This is a genomic window from candidate division TA06 bacterium (genome assembly GCA_004376575.1).
Classification (GTDB): domain Bacteria; phylum Hydrothermota; class DG-26; order E44-bin18; family E44-bin18; genus E44-bin18.
Genome location: SOJN01000023.1, coordinates 1 through 19,059, shown reverse-complemented (window position 1 = coordinate 19,059; position 19,059 = coordinate 1). Strand labels below are relative to the sequence as shown.

The 19,059-nt window shown below is 50.1% G+C and carries 16 protein-coding genes and 2 tRNA genes; 11 read left to right on the top strand and 7 right to left on the bottom strand.

Annotated features, from left to right (window positions below; translation table 11 throughout):
* The first annotated feature begins 12 nt into the window (after window positions 1-12).
* From E3J62_01745 to E3J62_01725, 5 genes are all read left to right on the top strand, one after another.
* Complete coding sequence (locus E3J62_01745; protein TET47332.1) at window positions 13-894, top strand: fructose-1,6-bisphosphatase; 882 nt, start codon at window positions 13-15, stop codon at window positions 892-894.
* A gap of 26 nt (window positions 895-920) precedes the next feature.
* Entirely contained in the window at window positions 921-2,072 is a 1,152-nt protein-coding gene (locus tag E3J62_01740; protein ID TET47360.1) for a class II fructose-bisphosphate aldolase, read from the top strand.
* 331 nt (window positions 2,073-2,403) lie between these two features.
* Entirely contained in the window at window positions 2,404-3,426 is a 1,023-nt protein-coding gene (gene holA, locus E3J62_01735; protein ID TET47331.1) for a DNA polymerase III subunit delta, read from the top strand.
* Window positions 3,413-4,279: a hypothetical protein gene (locus E3J62_01730; protein TET47330.1), complete on the top strand. Its 867-nt coding sequence runs from the start codon at window positions 3,413-3,415 to the stop codon at window positions 4,277-4,279. The genes holA and E3J62_01730 overlap by 14 nt, the downstream gene beginning before the upstream one ends.
* A 151-nt stretch (window positions 4,280-4,430) precedes the next feature.
* Window positions 4,431-6,887: a leucine--tRNA ligase gene (locus tag E3J62_01725; GenBank protein ID TET47329.1), complete on the top strand. Its 2,457-nt coding sequence runs from the start codon at window positions 4,431-4,433 to the stop codon at window positions 6,885-6,887.
* A gap of 239 nt (window positions 6,888-7,126) precedes the next feature.
* Here the strand turns inward: E3J62_01725 and E3J62_01720 are convergent, their stop codons facing one another.
* Complete coding sequence (locus E3J62_01720; protein TET47328.1) at window positions 7,127-7,495, bottom strand: hypothetical protein; 369 nt, start codon at window positions 7,493-7,495, stop codon at window positions 7,127-7,129.
* 40 nt (window positions 7,496-7,535) lie between these two features.
* Window positions 7,536-8,231: a tetratricopeptide repeat protein gene (locus E3J62_01715; protein ID TET47327.1), complete on the bottom strand. Its 696-nt coding sequence runs from the start codon at window positions 8,229-8,231 to the stop codon at window positions 7,536-7,538.
* 250 nt (window positions 8,232-8,481) lie between these two features.
* Here E3J62_01715 and lsrF point away from each other — a divergent pair, with 250 nt between their 5' ends.
* The 3 genes from lsrF (at window position 8,482) to E3J62_01700 (ending at window position 10,859) form a co-directional block, all read left to right on the top strand.
* Window positions 8,482-9,267: a 3-hydroxy-5-phosphonooxypentane-2,4-dione thiolase gene (gene lsrF, locus E3J62_01710; protein ID TET47326.1), complete on the top strand. Its 786-nt coding sequence runs from the start codon at window positions 8,482-8,484 to the stop codon at window positions 9,265-9,267.
* Between the two features lie 21 nt (window positions 9,268-9,288).
* A complete protein-coding gene (locus tag E3J62_01705; protein TET47325.1) occupies window positions 9,289-10,314 on the top strand; it encodes an alcohol dehydrogenase in 1,026 nt (341 codons plus the stop codon).
* A 471-nt stretch (window positions 10,315-10,785) separates the two neighbouring features.
* A tRNA-Val gene (locus E3J62_01700) sits at window positions 10,786-10,859 on the top strand.
* Window positions 10,860-11,476: 617 nt separating this feature from the next.
* On the opposite strand, the gene E3J62_01695 is transcribed toward E3J62_01700, so the two are convergent.
* Together E3J62_01695 and E3J62_01690 are read right to left on the bottom strand one after the other, a co-directional pair.
* Window positions 11,477-12,283 carry a hypothetical protein gene (locus E3J62_01695; protein TET47324.1) on the bottom strand — a complete coding sequence of 269 codons (807 nt, stop codon included), beginning with the start codon at window positions 12,281-12,283 and terminating at the stop codon, window positions 11,477-11,479.
* Between the two features lie 32 nt (window positions 12,284-12,315).
* On the bottom strand, window positions 12,316-13,242 hold the full coding sequence (locus E3J62_01690) for a hypothetical protein (GenBank protein ID TET47323.1): 927 nt from the start codon (window positions 13,240-13,242) through the stop codon (window positions 12,316-12,318).
* Between the two features lie 153 nt (window positions 13,243-13,395).
* On the opposite strand from E3J62_01690, the gene E3J62_01685 reads away from it, so the two are divergent.
* Window positions 13,396-14,139 (top strand): DUF72 domain-containing protein, encoded by a 744-nt coding sequence (locus tag E3J62_01685; GenBank protein ID TET47322.1) that lies wholly within the window; start codon window positions 13,396-13,398, stop codon window positions 14,137-14,139.
* A gap of 54 nt (window positions 14,140-14,193) precedes the next feature.
* Here E3J62_01685 and E3J62_01680 read toward each other — a convergent pair whose 3' ends face one another.
* The 3 genes from E3J62_01680 to E3J62_01670 all read right to left on the bottom strand — a co-directional run bounded on the left by E3J62_01680 (window position 14,194) and on the right by E3J62_01670 (window position 18,067).
* Complete coding sequence (locus E3J62_01680) at window positions 14,194-15,627, bottom strand: hypothetical protein (GenBank protein TET47321.1); 1,434 nt, start codon at window positions 15,625-15,627, stop codon at window positions 14,194-14,196.
* Between the two features lie 559 nt (window positions 15,628-16,186).
* Window positions 16,187-17,836 (bottom strand): T9SS type A sorting domain-containing protein, encoded by a 1,650-nt coding sequence (locus tag E3J62_01675; GenBank protein TET47320.1) that lies wholly within the window; start codon window positions 17,834-17,836, stop codon window positions 16,187-16,189.
* Window positions 17,837-17,990: 154 nt separating this feature from the next.
* Window positions 17,991-18,067: transfer RNA gene (locus E3J62_01670), tRNA-Met, on the bottom strand.
* 362 nt (window positions 18,068-18,429) lie between these two features.
* On the opposite strand from E3J62_01670, the gene E3J62_01665 reads away from it, so the two are divergent.
* Together E3J62_01665 and E3J62_01660 are read left to right on the top strand one after the other, a co-directional pair.
* A complete protein-coding gene (locus tag E3J62_01665) occupies window positions 18,430-18,696 on the top strand; it encodes a hypothetical protein (GenBank protein ID TET47319.1) in 267 nt (88 codons plus the stop codon).
* The gene (locus tag E3J62_01660; protein ID TET47318.1) at window positions 18,659-18,985 is read left to right on the top strand and encodes a hypothetical protein; all 327 of its coding nucleotides are present in this window, start codon (window positions 18,659-18,661) and stop codon (window positions 18,983-18,985) included. The genes E3J62_01665 and E3J62_01660 overlap by 38 nt, the downstream gene beginning before the upstream one ends.
* The last annotated feature ends 74 nt before the right edge of the window (window positions 18,986-19,059 follow it).

Here is a 19,059-nt window from a genome sequence, read left to right as displayed (position 1 = left end):
CGGGAGGGAACGATGGAGAAGACTCTAGAGGAACATCTGAAAGGAATCAACAGCGATGTAGCCTCTCTCATACTCAGAATAAGCCGCCTGGTGAATACGATAAATAGCCAATTTCAATTCAGAAGAGGTAAGGCCAAAACGAAAAACGTGTTTGGTGAGGTTCAATTAGTCATGGACAAATGGGCAGACGAGTTCTTGATTGATGAATTCAGAAAATGGGGCATGGTTAGAACTGTAGCATCAGAGGAACAGCCTGATCTGGTAAGACTCAACGACAAAGGAATGTTCAACATCACGTTGGATCCATTAGATGGTTCATCAAATATCGAGAGCAACAACTCAGTCGGGACAATTGTGGGGATATACAAGGAAGATCTGCCAACAGAAGGAAAGAATCAGGTAGCTGCTATGTACATTTTGTATGGTCCAGTGACAACCTTGGTCTATGCGGCACAGAACGGTGTCCACGAATTTCTGCTGACAACGAAGGGGTTCATTTTGAGAAAAGAGAACATAAGACTTCCTGAGCCAGGAAAATTGTATGGTATTGGAGGACTGCGAAAAGACTGGCTGCCAGCATTCAGGAAGTATGTTGAAGAACTAGAAAAACAAGGCTACAAGCTAAGATACGGCGGGTCGTTCGTTGGAGACTTCAATCAGGTCCTTCACTATGGTGGGATCTTTGCCTATCCCGCACTCACGACGAATCCAAATGGGAAGCTGAGATTACTATTTGAAAGCAACCCCATGGCATTCATAGTGAGACAGGCAGGAGGGGCTTCCACTGATGGCAAGCATTCAATACTAGAAATTGAACCAGAGCACATAGATCAAAGAACTGCAACATATGTCGGAAACAAGGATCTAATCAAGAAATTGGAGGGGGCACTGTGATGACAAGAAACAGTGGCGGTGATATCATGAAAGGGTGGGGCAGATTTGACCCGATCCCCGGAAACAAAATGTTCGAAGCACTGTACAATGAAGAAGGCGTCATAATGGCCGTAAACACCAGAATCCTTCCTGGTGTTGCCAGAGGGATATTTAGTGCTGCCAGGGACCTGAGGGCAGCAGTTATTTTCGAGCTCGCAATGTCAGAGAGCGATTTGGACGGCGGATATACTGGCCTGACTCCCCATGAGTTCTCAAAGACAGTCCGCGCTATCGCCGACGATGTCGGTTTTGGTCAATGGGCTCTCCACGCAGACCACACAACAGTCAAGAAGGGAACCGAAGATGAAGTAAAGAGAATAAAGGAGTTGCTGAAGGCCCACATTTCCGCAGGGTATACCTCCTTTGCAATAGATGCTTCCTTTCTTTTTGACTTGAGCGACACGACAGTATTAGGCCAACTTCAGAAGAATATCGATGTCACAGCAGAACTTGCACACTTCATCAAGGAGAAGATGGGTGGAAGAGAGTTCGGATTAGAAGTTGAAGTTGGGGAGATTGGGAAGAAGGATAAGGGTGGATTAGTTCTCACAACGGTCGAGGAGGCGACCACATTTATTGACCAGCTACAGAAGAGGAAGGTCTTCCCCCAGGTATTGGCAATCGCCAACGGGTCGACTCATGGAAATATCTACGACCAGCATGGTAACCTGATTGAGCAAGTTTCAATAAACATAGAACGAACTGTAGAAGTAGCCAAGGCGATTGAACCTTTTAAGGTAAGAATTGCACAACATGGTATTACAGGCACACCGCTTAGATTGATAAACACCCAATTCCCCAAGGGCTTAATCATAAAAGGAAACGTTGGCACGCTATGGCAAAATCTGGCATGGGAGGTGTTTTCAGTATTTGAGCCAGAATTGCTGGGAGACATACACAATTGGACTTTGGGCAAATACAGAGATGAAGCGGCCCAAAAAGGCATAACGAGAAACAATGAAATCATTGGCAAGTACAGCAAGTATGCAATAAAAGAATTCAAGACCAGAATGGATGACCTTTCTGAAGAGACAAAACACGCGCTCGAAGCCAGAACATATGCAGAAGCCTTGCTATTCTTCAAAGCCTTTAGTGCAGTGGGCACCGCGGATAAGGTGAGGGAATATCTAGAAACGTAACAGGTAGGCGGAATCGATAGCAGACTCAAATTGCAAATCTCAAACTAGAGGCAAATCCCAAGCACCAAATGAAACCCAATCTCCAAATCACAATGTCCAAATAAATCCCAAGCACCAAATTCGAATCTCCAAACAGGTGCCAGACACGAACAACGTTTCAAACCTGCATACCAGTCTCATTTCACGAGCCTCCGTTCCATGGGGATGCCAATGTCTTACATCTTACATCTGGAGTGTGATTTATCTGTAATTTGGTGCTTGGTGATTGTGATTTGCTTGTAATGAGGTGCTTTTTGCTTGACTTAATGGCTGAGTCAGTGTAGCATTATTGATGCCAGTGACTTACACAGTGCTGAGAGGGAGGATTAAAAAGAGGAGGTTTGATCCGGCCTACTTTTTCTATGGGGATAACCAGTTCCTCATAGATGAGCTTGTCCAGACAATTACTTCAGCGATTGTGACTCCAGAGTTTGTCTCTTTCGACAGAAGCATTCTTCACGGAGACGAAATCACGCCAGAAGGAATTCTGAATGCTGTGGAGACGCCGCCGATGGCCTCAGCCAAAAGGGTTGTTGTGCTGAGCGGTGTTCATAAGCTCTCTGAAAAAATGAGGGGAATATTACTCGACTATCTAGAGCACCCTGCACCAACCACTCTCCTCATAGTTACTGCTCCGAAGGTGAAGACAAATAAAGGTTTCTATAGGAAGTTGACGTTGAGGACTACTCCAGTACGTTTGAGCAACCTAAATGAGAGGGATGCAGTGGTTTGGATAAGAGAGCGTGTTTCCTCGCTGGGGTGGTCAATTGACAGTGAAGGTGCAAGAATGCTATATAACTCGATCGGCAGCGACCAATCCTATCTGGCAAATGAGATAGATAAACTGACAATATGTGCAGGAGAGAAGACAAAGATAACGGCCGGAGATGTTGCAGCAGTGGCAGGAAAGTCTAGAGCAAACTCAATCTTTGACCTCACCGATGCTATCGGAAGACTGGATTGCCACCAGAGCATTGCTCTAGTCAACAATCTGCTTGCGTGGGGACAGCGGCCATCCCACATACTTGCCCTCATACTGAGGCACATGTTAATTCTCCTTAGCCTGAAGTGTCTCAAGAAGAGGAACGCGAGTCAGGCGGAGATGTGTCGAAGATTCAATCTTATGCCTTATTATCTAGGCGGGTATCTAAGGCAATCTGCCATGTTCACTGAAACCGTACTGCGGAAAAGAATAAGACTAATACAACTCACAGAAGCGCGGCTGAAGTCTTCACATTCAGCGAAGACCTTCGAGCTTGAATCCCTGATCTATGAGATGTGCATGGAGGACATCAACCAGCATGACCAAGGCTGATACTAAGAAACAGGGGTTAGATATCGAGGAAGTCCTTTCTCTTCGAGAGGAACTGGATGAACTCACTTCCAGGATAGAGCTCGCGGAACAGAAGAAGACTGCTGTGAAGCCGGAAATATACACGAAGGTGAAAACGGACTACGAAGCAAAAATGAACAAGATTATCAACAAACTTGCGAAAAGGTCAGACGCCCTGAGGAGCGAGTTTGAGCGTACAAGGCGCAGCGAAGCGAAGGTGAAAGACAAGAGCGCTGCTCTCCAGGATGAGCTAGAGGAGATCAAGTTCCGCTACGAACTTGGGGAGTATTCACAGGAAGACCATGACAGACTCTCCAAGGAGAAAATGAGCGTTATCAAGACAATGGGGAAGGAGAAAGCCACGCTGGAGGAGAGTTCCCGGTTTCTTTCTGATATTCTCTCCAGGATAGACGGAGCACTCGGCCCCAGGGAAGAGTCGGCCGGGGTGACGGCTGAAGGGGCTGCGCCTGACGTCGAGGCTGAAGGAGCTGCGCCTGACGTGGAGGCTGGAGTTACGATTGCTCCTGAGCCCGCCATTTCTCAGGTCTCCAAACCTGAAACTGAAGTACCGCACACACAGACTCCCCTTAATGACATAGCAGGCGAGCTAGAGGCAGAGATGAAGGAACCGGAGACGGAAGAGCTTGCTTCTGATCAAAAGGTAAGCCTGTTTGACTCGGAGTCAGAAGAGATTGGGTCTAAGTTGGTATCCGAATCCAAAGAGGAAAAGGAGTTGAAGTGTCCAAACTGCGGTTTTACTAACATGCTAGACTCTTGGTACTGCGAGAAGTGCGGAGCAGAGTTGGTGCAGGAATCTAAAGGCGGAGGTGCATGACCACTTCACTCTCCCAGTTCGCGCCTCCGCAAGACGGAGGCGTTCTTATAGATGGTGGTAATGAGCTGTGAAGGAAAGGGATGAAACTGAAAATTAGGAAATTCAGAAACCAAAAGACGCATCGAATTCAATTGATGGAAGAGGAGTTTGGATGAGAGATTATGACTTTAGAAGAATAGAAAAGAAATGGCAAAAGATATGGAGCGACAAAGAGATCTACAGCGTGCCCGAGATTGCCCGAAAGAAGTACTACGTCCTGGAGATGTATCCGTATCCATCCGGGGACCTCCACATGGGCCAGTTCAGGAACTACCTCATTGGTGATGTAATCGCACGCTACAGAATGATGAACGGGTATGATGTTCTCCATCCGATGGGGTGGGACGCATTCGGCCTGCCTGCAGAGAATGCTGCAATAAAACGCGGTATCGATCCCGAAACATGGACGATGGACAACATAGAGGTCTCCAGGAATACGATTAAACTCATGGGGATATCCTACGACTGGGGCAGGGAGATTACCACCTGCATGCCTGACTACTACAAGTGGACACAGTGGGTCTTCCTCTTACTCCACAAGCGAAACCTGGCCTACAGGAAGAAAGCATATGTCAACTGGTGTCCGGGTTGCCGCACTGTCCTTGCAAATGAACAGGTCGTTGACGGCATATGTGAGAGATGCAAAACGCAGGTAACAAAAGCCGATCTTGAGCAGTGGTTTCTTAGAATCACAGACTACGCTGAAAGGCTTCTGGAGGGAATTGACAGGCTGAAGGAGTGGCCAGAACCCGTCAAAGCTCTACAGAGAAACTGGATCGGAAAAAGTGAAGGATGTGAAATAGACTTTCCTCTCCAGGGTATGGAAAGAAACATCAGCGTCTTTACCACAAGGCCTGACACCGTCTTTGGTGTGACTTTCATGGCAGTCGCTCCCGAGAATCCACTATCGATGGCACTCGCCAAACGCGGTGGGAGAGAAGACCAGGTCAGGAACTATGTAGACCATTCAATGAAAATCTCGGAAGTAGAAAGAACCTCTACAGTCAGAGAGAAGGATGGAGTCTACACTGGCACCAATTGCATCAATCCATTTTCCGGCGAAGAAGTGCAACTGTGGGTCGCGGATTATGTTCTTGCATCCTATGGAACTGGAATGGTCATGGGTGTTCCTGCCCATGACCAGCGCGACTTCGAGTTTGCCAGAAAGTATGGAATCCCTATCAAGGTCGTGATAAGTCCTCCTGATCACAAGTTGGAACCTGAGACCATGAACGAGGCCTACATAGAACCGGGAACCATGGTGGACTCTGACGTCTTCAATGGCCGCAACTCTGAAGAGGCGATTGATAGCATCATAGAATACTGCATAGAAAAGGGTATAGGGAGAAGAAAAACGAACTACAGGCTGAGGGACTGGCTCATATCAAGGCAAAGATACTGGGGAGCACCAATTCCGATGATCCACTGCGCGGCGTGTGGAGTGGTTCCGGTACCAGAGACCGACCTGCCTGTTCTTCTCCCAAAGAAGGGCGTAGATTTCACCCCAAAAGGGAAATCTCCTCTCGCTTCCGTGCCGTCTTTCATGAACACTACATGCCCGAAGTGTGGGGGAGAGGCTCAGCGGGACCCAGATACCATGGATACGTTTGTATGCTCTTCCTGGTACCACCTCAGGTACTCAGATCCCAACAACGACACGAGGCCCTTCGGTCAGGAAGAGGCTGCGTCGTGGCTGCCCATAGATGAGTACATCGGGGGCATAGAGCATGCCTGCGGCCACCTGATATACTTTCGGTTCATTACAAAAGTGTTCCACGACGCGGGCCTTGTTCCCTTTGACGAGCCCTGTATACGCATGTTCAACCACGGTATGGTGACGGATGACGAGGGAAATGTCATGTCTAAGTCCAAGGGGAACGCCCTTCCAGCCGGGCCATTTGTGGAAAAGTGGGGGGCGGACACAGGAAGGATAGCAATGCTCTTCATAGGTCCCCCAGGCAAAGAGTCCGCCTGGTCTGAACGCGGTACGCGAGGAGCTCACAGACTCCTTAAGAGGGTATGGAGGCTTGTCTGGCAGGCAGACTTCAAGGCATCCCAAGAGCTTGCGGTGGAATGTCTTAGGCCAGATGAGCTAAGCCTTCTTCGCAAGTACAACTGGTGCATAGAGAGGGTCACGCAGGATATCCACGATTATGGGCACAACACAGCCATAGCTGCCATTATGGAGCTGATGAACGAGATGCAGCCTTTTGAGCCCAGGTCGTCTCCAGTCTATGCAATTGCTGCAAGGGGCGTGATCAAGCTTCTCAGTCCATTCGCTCCGCACATCTGCGAGGAGCTCTGGGAGCAGGCGGCAGGCGCCAGGGATTCGGTCTTCAAAACCCTATGGCCAAAGGTTGATGCAGCAGTTCTGAAAGAGGAGACCGTGACCATTCCTGTGCAGGTGAATGGGAAGGTGAGAGCCAGAATAGAAGTTCCTTCGGGGGCTTCAACGGATGAGGTGAAGGAGGCTGCACTTGCCGCTGAGAACGTGAAAAAGCTCCTTTCCGGTCGCCGCCCGAAGAGGGTGGTGGTCGTCCCAGGGAAAATTGTGAGCATTGTGGCCTAGGGCGGGCCCTATTTGATATTATCATATGAAACCGTAGGGGGCTCCCAGACAAGGGAGCCCCGTGGTCGAGGAGAGTCAAGCAACTTATTGTCTATTGGTAATCACCAATATTGTCTATAGTTGGTTCGTTGTAGCTAAGGGCGGTGGTTGTGTTATTTTGCCAAGTAAACATAATATATCTTATCAGACGTTACCCAAACGAATCAAAATACGCCACCCTCACCAACATCACTCCTACCTCAACCTATCGGCACCTTTTGCGCAAGCTCATGAACCCAGAGCGGACACCTCCAGAATTGACCCTGGGCCGATTTCACGATTCCTATGATAGAAAGGACCAAGAGGATTGCCTCTCCTACAAACAGAGTGATGATACCGATCCCCGCTGCTGCAAGGATAAGACTTACCTTACCCAGACCAACCTTGTAGGCAAAGAGAATCATCCCTTGGCGCGCATGGAACAGGGCGAAACGGTTGCCCCTCATTGCAAGCAGAGGGATGAGAAAGAGGATTGAGAGGTAAGAGAGCCAGGCGAGAGGCCGGGCCTCATCCACCTCAACCCTATCGACTTCGCCAATATCTATGGCAGTGTACTTGTAGTTTTCCATATCTATTCGGACAGTTCCCACTGGCCCAAAGAATCTGATCCTACCTTGAGACCTGCTCGATACCAGAGATAATTTTGAGATGAAAGTCAGCCACAGCGGCCAGCTCGGACTCGGGATAGTTGTGTCTTAGTCTTTCGTACAGGGGCCTGGCGGCCATTGCTTGGCCCATAATTTCGTAGCAACGAGCAGCCGAAATGAGTGCTTCAGGTGCAATAGGGGAATCTCCGTAGTTGTCCGCGACTCTCTCGTACCCCTCAGCTGCCACCAGGAACTGTTGCTTCTGTTCGTGACAGTTTGCGATTCCCATGGCGGCAGACGCTTTCAGAAGGGGCCACCCACCTCTTGCCCTCAGAAACCGCTCGAAGTTACTCTCAGCCTTGTCATAGTCGTTGAGCGCGTAGTATGTGTTCCCCAGGTAGAAGAGAGCCTCACGGGCTGCGCGGGTACCCCAGAATCTCCTGCTAATATCCTCAAGCCCGTCTCGCGCGGTTTCGAAGTCACCGTTCATGAATGAGGCGGTGGCTGAGGAAAGATACCGGTCAGCCTGGATTCTCGCTTTTTTCCTTCCGTTTACGACATATGTAACTACCAGTAGGAGTACTATGAAGGCGATTACAGAAAAGATGAGCGTGGGAGCGTGGTGCCGGGCTGTGCTAACCAGCTCCATGGTCGATTCCACAAACCTGTCCGTCTTGAGATCGTGCCTGGTAAGCCTATGTCTTCTTTTCTTTACCATATAAATATAGCCGACGGACTTGAAGCCTCAGGTTGGGCCTCAGCCCGTTGCGAAGCCCGATATTAGCAGAACTTCGGCACGAGAGTCAAGGACAAAGTTGTTGTTGGGCCGGAGACCCAGAAAGCAGGCGGTGCTCCGCTCTCTCTGTACAGCCACCAGTTAGGGGTTGACAGGTATTACCTGCGAACCTAGAATGGAATCCGCCGCTGGAAACGAGTGGAGTCGCAACCCAAAAGAGGAGGTTCCGCTTATGGACTGGGGATTGCAGAATCGTATCTCGAGAATCATAAAGGCAGACACTGGCCGGACTGTCATGCTTGCAGTGGACCATGGATATTTTCTTGGACCGACTACTGGCCTTGAACAGCCATCAAAAACGATTGAGCCCCTTCTCCCCTATGCTGACAGTCTAATGCTGACAAGAGGTGTTCTACGCACCTCTGTCACACCCAAGGCCGACATACCGATAGTGCTCAGAGTTTCAGGTGGAACAAGCATCCTGGGAACACTTTCTGATGAAGGTTTGGCCGTAGCTATGGAGGATGCGGTTCGGCTTAACGTGTCGGGTGTCGCGCTTTCTATTTTTGTTGGAACCGAGCACGAGAAGCAGACCCTTTTGAACCTGACGAAACTCGTAGATGAAGGCGAGAAACACGGCATCCCAGTGCTTGCCGTCACGGCAGTCGGGAAGGAAATGACTAGAGATGCCCGCTATCTGGGCCTATGCTGCCGGATAGCTGCAGAACTGGGCGCCCACCTCGTGAAGACATATTATGTCGAAGGCTTTGAAGAAATGGCGAAGTCTTGTCCAGTTCCTCTTGTCATGGCCGGGGGTAAGAAGATTCCGGAAAAAGATGCACTGCAACTTGCGTACAATGCGATAAAGGACGGCGCCGTGGGTGTAGACATGGGCAGAAACATCTTCCAGTCCGAACATCCGACTGCAATGATTCAGGCCGTGCGTGAGGTTGTGCATAAGAGCGCGTCTGTAGAGAGCGCATACGAGATGTTCATGGATCTGAAGAGTTCAGCGTGACCCGCAGGAAGTAGATTCAAAATGCGAGTAGCAATGTACTACAACAACCGGGATGTTCGAATCGAGGACGTGCCGGTTCCCAAAATAGGAAACGGTGAGCTTCTTGTAAGGATAGAAGCCAGCGGCATCTGTGGAAGCGACGTCATGGAGTGGTATCGGGCAAAGAAGGCTCCTCGCGTACTGGGCCACGAGATTGCGGGAGTGATTACTGAAGTGGGCAGTGGAGTGAAACGCTTCAAAAAAGGTGACAGGGTGTTTGTGTCTCACCATGTGCCATGTAACACGTGCAAATACTGTTTGAATGGTCACTTTTCTGTGTGCGATACACTCAGATCCACGAACTTTGACCCGGGAGGTTTCTCAGAGTATGTCCGGGTCCCCCAGATAAACGTTGACCGGGGTACTTATCTCCTTCCAGAGAGCATGTCTTTTGAAGAGGGCGCGTTCATCGAACCGCTGGCGTGTGTTGTTCGAGGGCAAAGAATTGCAGGTCTTCAGCCGGGGCAGACTGTTCTCGTAACTGGCAGCGGTATCTCAGGTCTGCTGCACATCAATCTGGCAAAAGCACTCGGGGCAGGAAGAATCATTGCCACCGACATTGTCGACTACAGGTTGGATGCGGCGAAGAGGTTTGGTGCTGACACAGCAATCAATGCAAGAGAGGACATCCCGGCAAGGGTAAGAAACGTAAACAATGGGCTCGGTGCCGACCTTGTCATCGTATCTACGGCAGCCACTAGAGCAATAGAGCAGTCCTTCAAATGCGTGGACAGGGGCGGTATGATCCTTCTCTTTGCTCCTACTGAGCCTGGGGTGACTGTCCCCTACCCCATCTGGGAGCTCTGGTGCGATGGAGTGACAATAACCCATTCCTATGCTGGCAGCCCCATTGACATTACCAGAGCAATTGAACTGATTCACTCCAAAAGAGTTAATGTTGTGGACATGATTACCCACAGGTTTGGCCTTGGGGAGGCTCCTCTCGGATTCCAGCTGGTTGCGCAGGCAAAAGATTCCATAAAAATAATCATTGAACCGCAACGATAGCGCTCTACTCCTCCCGAAGTACGGAGTACTCATTACAAAGTACAAAAACAAAACATTTCGTTGCGCCTCGATTCTCTCGCTTCGGGTACCCTCCCCTCGACTTCTCTCGGGACAAGCAGGAGAGGCGGCATAAACTCGCCTTGCCATTGACAGGGCGAAGCATTCTGCCAGCTCTTGCTCAACCCGCAATCATCAATCTTACATCTGCGATCTTCAATGTAGAGGCCTCTCCCCCACCTTGAGCTTACAGGCCCCACAGACTCAAACCCTGTAACCACAGATTGGCACGGATTTTCACAAGATTTTGTTCTGGCTCGGGTCAAGCCATGAGGATGCGTTTCGAATCTGTACAAATCTGTGTAATCTGTGGTTAGTGGTTCGATTTTGGGCCTTTGAGGAATCCGCTTTCGGCTTGACACCTGTCTGGATGTCGAGTAGAATCCGCTTTGCTCGTTCTTGCCTGCACGATCTGGGCGGTTAGCTCAGTCGGTTAGAGCGCCTGTCTCACATACAGGAGGTCGGAGGTTCGAGTCCTCTACCGCCCATTCCTTCCCACCCAAAACACGAAATTACGAAATTGAAATCCGAGAGGACTTTGCCAGTCTGCGGTCTGGGAGTCTATCCCGCCTGTCCTGAGGCTATCCGAAGGGAGCCTGTCGACGTGCAATGAGAAGTCGGGTTGTTGGCCCGGCGAAAAGCAGATCCCTCGGCTTCGCTCCCTTCGCCTGCGGCTCCCTTCGGCCCCGCCTCAGGACTAATTCTCTCTAAGCTTCGACTCCGTCTCAGCAAGAGAGACTAAGCAGGATTAACTTCCCTAGACTTCGCCCCTCGATAGACTCGGGGCTACGCTCGGGATCGAGACTTTCTAAAACTCAACCTTCGCCATCGCTCGGCAGTGATCTTCGATCCGAGTAAGCCCTTCGTCGGCTTCCGCCTCCTCAGGATTAACTCTTTGTAACGAGCTCACTGAGCTTCGCTTGTGACCTCTAACAAAGACTAAACACGACGAAATATACCTCATCCCGCCAACAGGCGGGCTGGGCCTATTTCGTTTCCATTTTCGAAGGTGCAGGGTGGGTAGGCGGGAATTTCGAAGGCGGGGGGACGGGGCGATGGGAATTTCGTAGTTTCATGTATTCGCTGATAGCTATTGTTGTAATGGTCACTCGAGAATTTCAATCTCTGTGGCGTCGTTCAGCACAATCTCGGGCGCACCTTTGTATCTCTTTATCTTTCCTATGATTCTCACTCGTTTGCCCAGGTAATGCTTTTCAGGTGAGTCCGGAAAGTTTTCGAAATCTGTGGCAAAGATGACTGCAGTCAGATGATTTTTCCAATCCTGGTGGAAGTTCAGGAAGCAGGCCTTGCCTGAATTGTAAGTTCTGACGATCTTTCGCTCGACAATGACTTTTTCGCCGTAATATCCATGGGCATCAGAGGGATCGATTGTCCTGGTCGTATCTTGTGAGAGCTTTCTTCCCCACAGGCCTGTGGAGTCTGCCATGGCTTGCCTTTGACATTTCCTGAAGCTCTCCATATATTCGAAGGGGTATCTGGTATAGACGAATCCATATCCTTGCTTCACGATCTCCAGATTGACGAATATGGTATCTTCGAGATAGACATAGGCAAGGGTCCTCTCATATTGATCCTTACTCTGCCAGTCAGACTTGAGACTGACCTGTTTTCCTTCAACCATCCTTTTTAGGAACCGGCGCGCCTCCTCGGCGTAGTACTGCACCGGCATGTCTTCTCTTTGAAGCTCAGGAGCATCCACTCCGATCAGCCGCACCCTCTCGCCTGTCGTCAAGACAAACGTGTCACCGTCTATGACTCTTTCTACTGTGGGTTTCCGTTCTTCACGCTGTGGGGGAGCCTTCCTCCTCTTCCCCATTCCGAGGAGAAGAAGGACTATCGCGATAACCACCAGGAAATAGAATGGACGCGGGAGATCTCTGTTCTTTTTCATATCTTCTTCCAAACATCAAAGAAAAGTGTGGCTTACTTCGTATATTCAAGAGGCACCTGTCTGGCTGACGCTCTGCCTGTAAATCCGGGTGACAGAGTGCTCAGGATCCAGACTGTGCCATCGGAGGGGAACCGGACCGCAATGTGGTATTGGTTAGGCGGGTTTCGCCAGGAGAGATTTGAGATATTCTCGGTCATAGGAAATCCCCGGAGTTGACCTTGTCTTCGCGGCCAGACATAAACTCTATTATCGCGGGAGTAAGCCAGGTATTCTCCATCAGGAGACCAACTGGGATAGAGTCCAGATGCAGAAATACTGTCCGTGGTGAGTGAGTCAAGGTTACGAATTCTTATTCCACCATTCTTGGCCGCATAAGCAAGGTAAGTTTCTGAATCTTCCACGTCGGGCCAGCGGCCCTCCAGCAGAAATGAGATTGTGCCCGAGATTGTGTCTATTGCCCATATCCCTGGAATACTACCTACAGCGCTGACATAGATCCTGGTCCCATACTTGGGTCTGACAAAATCTAGACACAGACTCTCAGGACTGACGAAACCTATACCCAGTTGACCCGAGGTGTAGGTGAAAACGGTCTCGAGTCCTTGTCCCAGGGTATCGCATTCGATGATCGTAGCGGTCGTACCGACAGAGTCAATCTTGACGTACGCTATTCTTGCCGGATCGACGGGGGACCAGTTCGGTGTCGTCAGAATGCCCGACTGAGTGTCCGCAACCTTTGTGCCTTGCGTGGACGGGAGCGTTAAGTACCTTATCTCGTTCCCTGTGGAGTAGGCGACCTTGGAGCCGTCCGGGTTCCATGATACATCCGTGGCTCTCGTGCTGTCTTCGAGAATCAGGTAGACCTGTTCCTGGCCCCCTGACAAATAGCCTTTCCTGCCGCAGCCCGTAGCAACGACCGCGACCAGTATGATTCCAAGAAATCCGTATCTCATCGCCATGCCTCATCCTGTCTTGTAACACATGATATGTAGAGTGTCAACAATCAAAGATACCTGTCAGCTGTCAGACGTCAGCTTGAGCTTGCTGTACGCCGTAGGCTCGCAAAGCGATAGTTGGTTGACACCTTGAATTCATGTCGTTAGAATGAGGACGTGAGTGAGGTTTTCATAGGCACGAGTGGCTACAGCTATGACCATTGGTCAAATGGTGTCTTCTACCCTCCTCGCCTTCCGAAGAGCAAATGGCTCGAATACTACTCTGAACACTTTCAAACGGTTGAATTGAACGTAACCTTCTATAGACTTCCTCAGGAGAAGGTTTTCACAGGTTGGTGTGAAAAGACTCCGGATGCATTCAGGTTCGCGGTAAAGGGGAGCAGATACATAACCCACATCAAGAGGCTCGCCAATCTCGGTGACTCTCTGGAGACTCTCGCCAAGAGACTTAAGCTTTTGAAGGAGAAATGCTCTGTCGTTCTCTGGCAGCTTCCACCGAGCATGAAGATTGACCTCAAGAGGTTTGATCAGTTTTGCAGACAGGCCGAAAAGACCATTTGCAAACGGCAGGCATTCGAGTTCAGGAATGAGTCATGGTTCACAGATGAGGTGTACGACATTCTCTTCAAACACAATTTTTCACTCTGTCTGGCAGACGCGCCTCAAGACATCCACGAGCCCATTACCGCGGACTACGTGTACGTGAGAAGACACGGCCCTTCTGGTCTATATGAAGGCAACTACACCAAGAAACATCTTGGAAGAGACACAAAAAACGTACTTAAATGGCTGAAGGACGGAAAGGACGTCTACATCTATTTCAATAACGACGTGAAAGGGTATGCTGTGAAGAACGCAAAAACACTGCTAGACCTTGTGAGTCTCGGTGTAAAGGCCTAGGCGATCAAAGTGCATCACCAGAAAGGTTTTTGTCTTCAACCTACAGCGTACGGCTTACAACGTGCTCATTGCATCTGCAAAGAACTTCCCGTACTCAGAGCCGGGCACCATGGTGGCAAGGACTTTTGCAGCCAGTGGAACTGCTTCTTCCTTTGGAAGGCAGTATTTCATTTCAAGGAAGTCTGCCCTTAGTTTCTTGACTTGTCCTTTTACATTTTTGTTGTCCCTGACACAGTCAGCGAACAGAGCGGCAAGTGGTTCAAAAGCCTTCTCCTTCATTCCAAATCTTGTCATCTCCTGAACACCGGTTCTGATTCCGCTCGGCTCAAGAAAAGTCTCGTCATCGGGAAGGGCTTGATAGTTGCAGACTATGTTGCTTTCCTCCAGTCGTCTTGCGATTTCTGTGCCCAGACCATACTCTTTGACCCTGATGAGCACTTGATGGGTTTGAGTAAACCCCTCTGACTCATCTCCTTCTACCTTCATCCCGTCTGCGTGGAGTGCCTTTGCCCAGGCCTTCGCGTTCTTCCTCACCTGCTCCTGGTAGTCCTTCCTGAAATGGTTCATCTCATAGGCCGCCATCAAGAGAGCCAAAAGAGTACCCAGATGGTGGTTGCTCGTTGACCCGGGGAATGCTCTTCCCTTGATATCAATCCAGAGCTTCGTATATGGTGAACTCTTGTCCATATTGCTGACCACCAATCCGCGTTGTGGGCCGAAAAATGTCTTGTGTGTGCTTCCGGTAATGATATCGGCCCCTTCACTCAATGGCTCCTGAAAGACTCCATAGAGGCCTAAGACATGCGCCATGTCGAACATTACCACGGGTTTCGCATCCCAATCCTTAATCAGGTCATGAACGAAACCTACTGGCTCCGGATATAGAAACATGCTCTTGCCGAAGATGACAAGCTCGGGTCGTACGTCTTCCAGCATCTCCCCCAGCCTGTCCGTATCAATTTTGTAGGGATTCTGCTTTAGCACCGGGAAGTTATGGACCTTTTCCCCGCCAGCTTCCTTATCTTCCTCCACATAATTGAAGAGAGCGCCCATGGGCTGTGAACTGAGGTGTCCACCGGCAGTCAATGCATTGTTCATCACAGCTCGCAGCTTTCTCAAAGGAGTCCCCTTTGCTCTGCCCCTATTCACAAACTTAACCACCCCTTTAAACACGACCTCATTCGCCATCTGTCCACTGATCGTTCTGATTTCGGCCCGGCTGCAGCCGAAGTAATTACAGATCTCTTTTCTGGCCTCTTCTTCCACGTCAGTTATGAAGTCGACACCCTGGTAGAAATATATCTCCTTTCCTTTCATGGTCCTGTGTTCAGCATACCTGCCAGCGGGATCAGAGATCTCACACATCTTCACCAGAAGACTGGGTGTGGTCTCAGAAGGGATGAGGTTGATGCATTCGTTCTGGCGCCAGTTGTTGTTCTCGCAGATTCTCTTGACAAGGTCATTGACTTGCTTAGAGAGTTCGGACATCCTCTTAACTCCTTCCAATAAATAAATGGCTGTTCGGGATCAAATTGCAGTGGAATTCTAACGCGTCTCTGACTGATAGTCAAGAAATCCCTCTCCACAGACACAAGACGGCTGTCACCTCTGACTTGAGAACACGAAATTCCCGTCGTCCCGTCCCCCACCTTCGAAATTCCCACCTACCCGCCCTGCGCCTTCCAAATTCCACTCGACTCCACACCCATCCGCCGAAATTCCCATCTGCCCACCCTGCACCCACGAAACTGCGAAATTCCTCCCAACCCTTCCCAACACCTTCGAAATTGCTAAATCGCCCCCCGTTCACACTACCACAGCTCTCAGCCCCCAAATCACCTGTACGCAATATGCCTCACGCCGTCAGAAGACTGCGCAAACCTATTTCGTTCTCGATTTTCGATCTTCGATCTTCGATTTTCGGGTTTTGGAATCTTGTGTAATTTCGTCTCTTCGATCTCAGATCTTAGTTCTCAGATCTGAGATATAGGTTGGGCCTGGTCCGACTCGAACGGACGACCAACTGAACTGTGTTTGTAGTCGAGCTCTATAACACGATGATTTTTGCAGATGCGTAGGAATTACCTGCTTTGAGCTGGATGAAGTATGTCCCCGAGGCTACCCTCTCGCCTGTGTCATTCTTACCCTCCCAGAACAGAACCTTTGAACCACTTTCCTCCTTGGCGTTGGCCAGCTCTTTGACCAGTTTTCCTGAGACGTCGTACACAGAAAGTCTGACTTCATAGGGTTTCGGAAGAGAATAGTATATCTTCATCCCAGACATAGCAGGGACGGGAGAGACTGATAGTTTCAACTTTGGGGATTGAGACGGTCTAAGCTCAGCCTCAACAACTCCCACATCAGGATTGAGGCTGATGACGGTGAAACCCCAATTACCTATGATTCCGTCGGTCTTTCCTGCAGCATAGATATTGCCGTCTGTGCCCATTACAACCGAGTTGGCCTCATCATTTTCGCTTGCGGTACCATCATAGTTGTGTACCCAGCGCTCGTCTCCTGATGGAGTCAGGCTCACCACCGTGAAATCACGAACAGTCCCGCTTCCATAACTATATCCTGCGGCATAGAGGTTACCGTCCGAGCCCAAAGCAATCGACTTAGCCTCATCATCGCGGTTTCCAGGCCCGTTGTATCGGTAGACCCAGCGCCCGGTCCCAGAAGAATCAAGGCTCGCCACAATGAAGTCAGCGTTGGTCCCGCTTCCCGCACTCCCTCCCGCTGCATAGAGGTTTCCATCTGTTCCCACCACAATCGAGTAGGCCACATCACTGCCATTTCCAGGGCCGTCGTACTGGTACACCCAGCGTTCAGTCCCCAAAGAATCAAGGCTGATAACGCTAAGATCCCAAAAAGTACCGTTTGTCTGGATATGTCCTGCTGCATAAAGATCACCATTAGCCCCGGCCACAATCGAGTAAGCCCTGTCCTGGTTGCCTCCGGGCCCGCTGTTCCTGTATACCCAACGCTCTCCGCCCGACGGAGTGACGCTGACAACGGTGAAATCCCACGAGGTTCCACTTCCAGAGCTTAGACCTGCAGCATACAGGTTGCCATCTGTTCCCATCACAATCGAGTAAGCTACATCATAGTCACCGTCAGGGCCGTCGTATCGATACACCCACCGTTCTACCCCTCCGGTGTCAAGGCTGACTAATGTAAAATCTTTGTCCGTCCCGCTTCCATCGCTCGTTCCTGCCGCATAGAGGTTTCCATCTGTTCCCATCAGAATCGAGTAAGCCATATCACTGGCATTTGCAGGGCCGTTGTACCTGTAAACCCAGCGCTCTCCTCCCCAGGAAGTTATGCTCACTACAGTGAAGTCACTATAAGTTCCGATTCCCCTGCTATATCCCGCAGCATAGAGATTACTGTCTGCTCCCATCACAACCGAGCGGGCGCCGTCATCGCCGTTTCCAGGCCCGTTATGACGATAGACCCAGCGCTCCCCTCCCCAGGAAGTCAGGCTCACAACGGTGAAATCATCATCGAGTCCGGTTCCGAAACTGAATCCAGCCGCATACACATTACCATCTGCCCCCATCACAACCGAGTAGGCGCCGTTAGACCAGATACCAGGTCCACGGTAGTTGTAAACCCACCGCTCCTGAGCGGAAATCTCAGATGATAGGACTAGAATCCAGACGACCAAAACTACCATTCCAATTTTGCTCCTCATTTCTGCCTCCTTTGTTAGGCCCTTTTAGGAATCTGCTGGCAAGTGCACAAATTCCACAAGAATGCTGCAGATGAGATCCGCAATCATGTGAGATACGGGTCTGCATCTATTGACGGAAAAACTCCATCTAATCTTGACATGGATGTGCGCCTCGTAGTGGGCCCGGTCCGACTCGAACGGACGACCGACTGATTATGAGTCAGTTGCTCTAACCGACTGAGCTACGGGCCCGTCTACGCTAGAATTCTAGTTAGGAGGCATTGGGTTGTCAAGGGAAATTGACAAGCTGTCAGCCGTCAGCTCACTATGTCGACACACGTGAAGCTGGGTCTTTTGCGTTTGAAATGCCTGCGCTCCGGAGCCCCCTACGCCTCTCCACCACACAATGCCAACAACCAGTCTCGGAGGCCAAGGCAGCCGCCCACCGGAGCCACTAAGGCGCAGATGGACCACCAGGGCCGTGCCCGACGGAGCCACGGAGGGCGAAGTGGGGAAGCTACCTGAGCGTAGACTGGCGAAGACGGGTTGACAAACTCGACCCAGCGTAGTATTATTGTATGAACACTTGAGCCTACAGTTCATAGGAGGCATACATGAAGTTCGCGACAGTTCGAGAATTGAGTTTGGGCACATCGCAACTGCTCAAAGAGGTTGAGAAGAATGATGCAGTTATCATCACCAAGTTTGGAAAGCCTAGATATCTCCTCGTGGAGATCAGCGAGGACGAGATAGAGGATTTCATCCTGGCGAAGCATTACGGACTTGAGAAGGAGTTCGAGAAAGCACGAGAGGAGCTGAGAAAAGGAAAGACAAGGAGCAGGGCTGCCCTTCTCGGAAAAGGAGTACGGCGTGGCCGATAGGTTCCGTGTTGAGTTCATCTCACGGGCACGGAAAGACCTGTTGAAACTACCGGAACAAACGCGAGATATCATTTTAAGAAGAACCAAGATCCTTGAGCAGAATCCATACCCCCGTGGCAAAATCAAGAAAAAGATTAAAGGGGTGAAATATCCCCTGTTCCGGCTTCGGGTCAACACCCCATCAAACAGCTTTCGTATTTTCTATGGGATGCAGAACCAGGTGGTGCTGATTCTAAGGATTGTGTCCAAGAAGGAAGCGGATAAGGTTCTGAGGACCTTTCGAGGCTAACGTCTCCGGGGCGTTCATTTGTGGTTACTATGTCGAAATGATAGCTTTTATTACTAAGTGAAAATGTTAGTTTT

Bases quoted from the DNA above. Each gene is read 5' to 3' on its own strand.
- E3J62_01725 (TET47329.1), top strand. From the start codon at position 4,431: ATGAGAGATTATGACTTTAGAAGAATAGAAAAGAAATGGCAAAAGATA.
- E3J62_01705 (TET47325.1), top strand. From the start codon at position 9,289: ATGCGAGTAGCAATGTACTACAACAACCGGGATGTTCGAATCGAGGAC.
- E3J62_01675 (TET47320.1), bottom strand. From the start codon at position 17,836: ATGAGGAGCAAAATTGGAATGGTAGTTTTGGTCGTCTGGATTCTAGTC.
- E3J62_01695 (TET47324.1), bottom strand. From the start codon at position 12,283: ATGAAAAAGAACAGAGATCTCCCGCGTCCATTCTATTTCCTGGTGGTT.
- E3J62_01665 (TET47319.1), top strand. From the start codon at position 18,430: ATGAAGTTCGCGACAGTTCGAGAATTGAGTTTGGGCACATCGCAACTG.
- E3J62_01740 (TET47360.1), top strand. From the start codon at position 921: ATGAAAGGGTGGGGCAGATTTGACCCGATCCCCGGAAACAAAATGTTC.
- E3J62_01745 (TET47332.1), top strand. From the start codon at position 13: ATGGAGAAGACTCTAGAGGAACATCTGAAAGGAATCAACAGCGATGTA.
- E3J62_01690 (TET47323.1), bottom strand. From the start codon at position 13,242: ATGGCGATGAGATACGGATTTCTTGGAATCATACTGGTCGCGGTCGTT.
- E3J62_01715 (TET47327.1), bottom strand. From the start codon at position 8,231: ATGGTAAAGAAAAGAAGACATAGGCTTACCAGGCACGATCTCAAGACG.
- holA (TET47331.1), top strand. From the start codon at position 2,404: ATGCCAGTGACTTACACAGTGCTGAGAGGGAGGATTAAAAAGAGGAGG.
- E3J62_01730 (TET47330.1), top strand. From the start codon at position 3,413: ATGACCAAGGCTGATACTAAGAAACAGGGGTTAGATATCGAGGAAGTC.
- lsrF (TET47326.1), top strand. From the start codon at position 8,482: ATGGACTGGGGATTGCAGAATCGTATCTCGAGAATCATAAAGGCAGAC.
- E3J62_01680 (TET47321.1), bottom strand. From the start codon at position 15,627: ATGTCCGAACTCTCTAAGCAAGTCAATGACCTTGTCAAGAGAATCTGC.
- E3J62_01720 (TET47328.1), bottom strand. From the start codon at position 7,495: ATGGAAAACTACAAGTACACTGCCATAGATATTGGCGAAGTCGATAGG.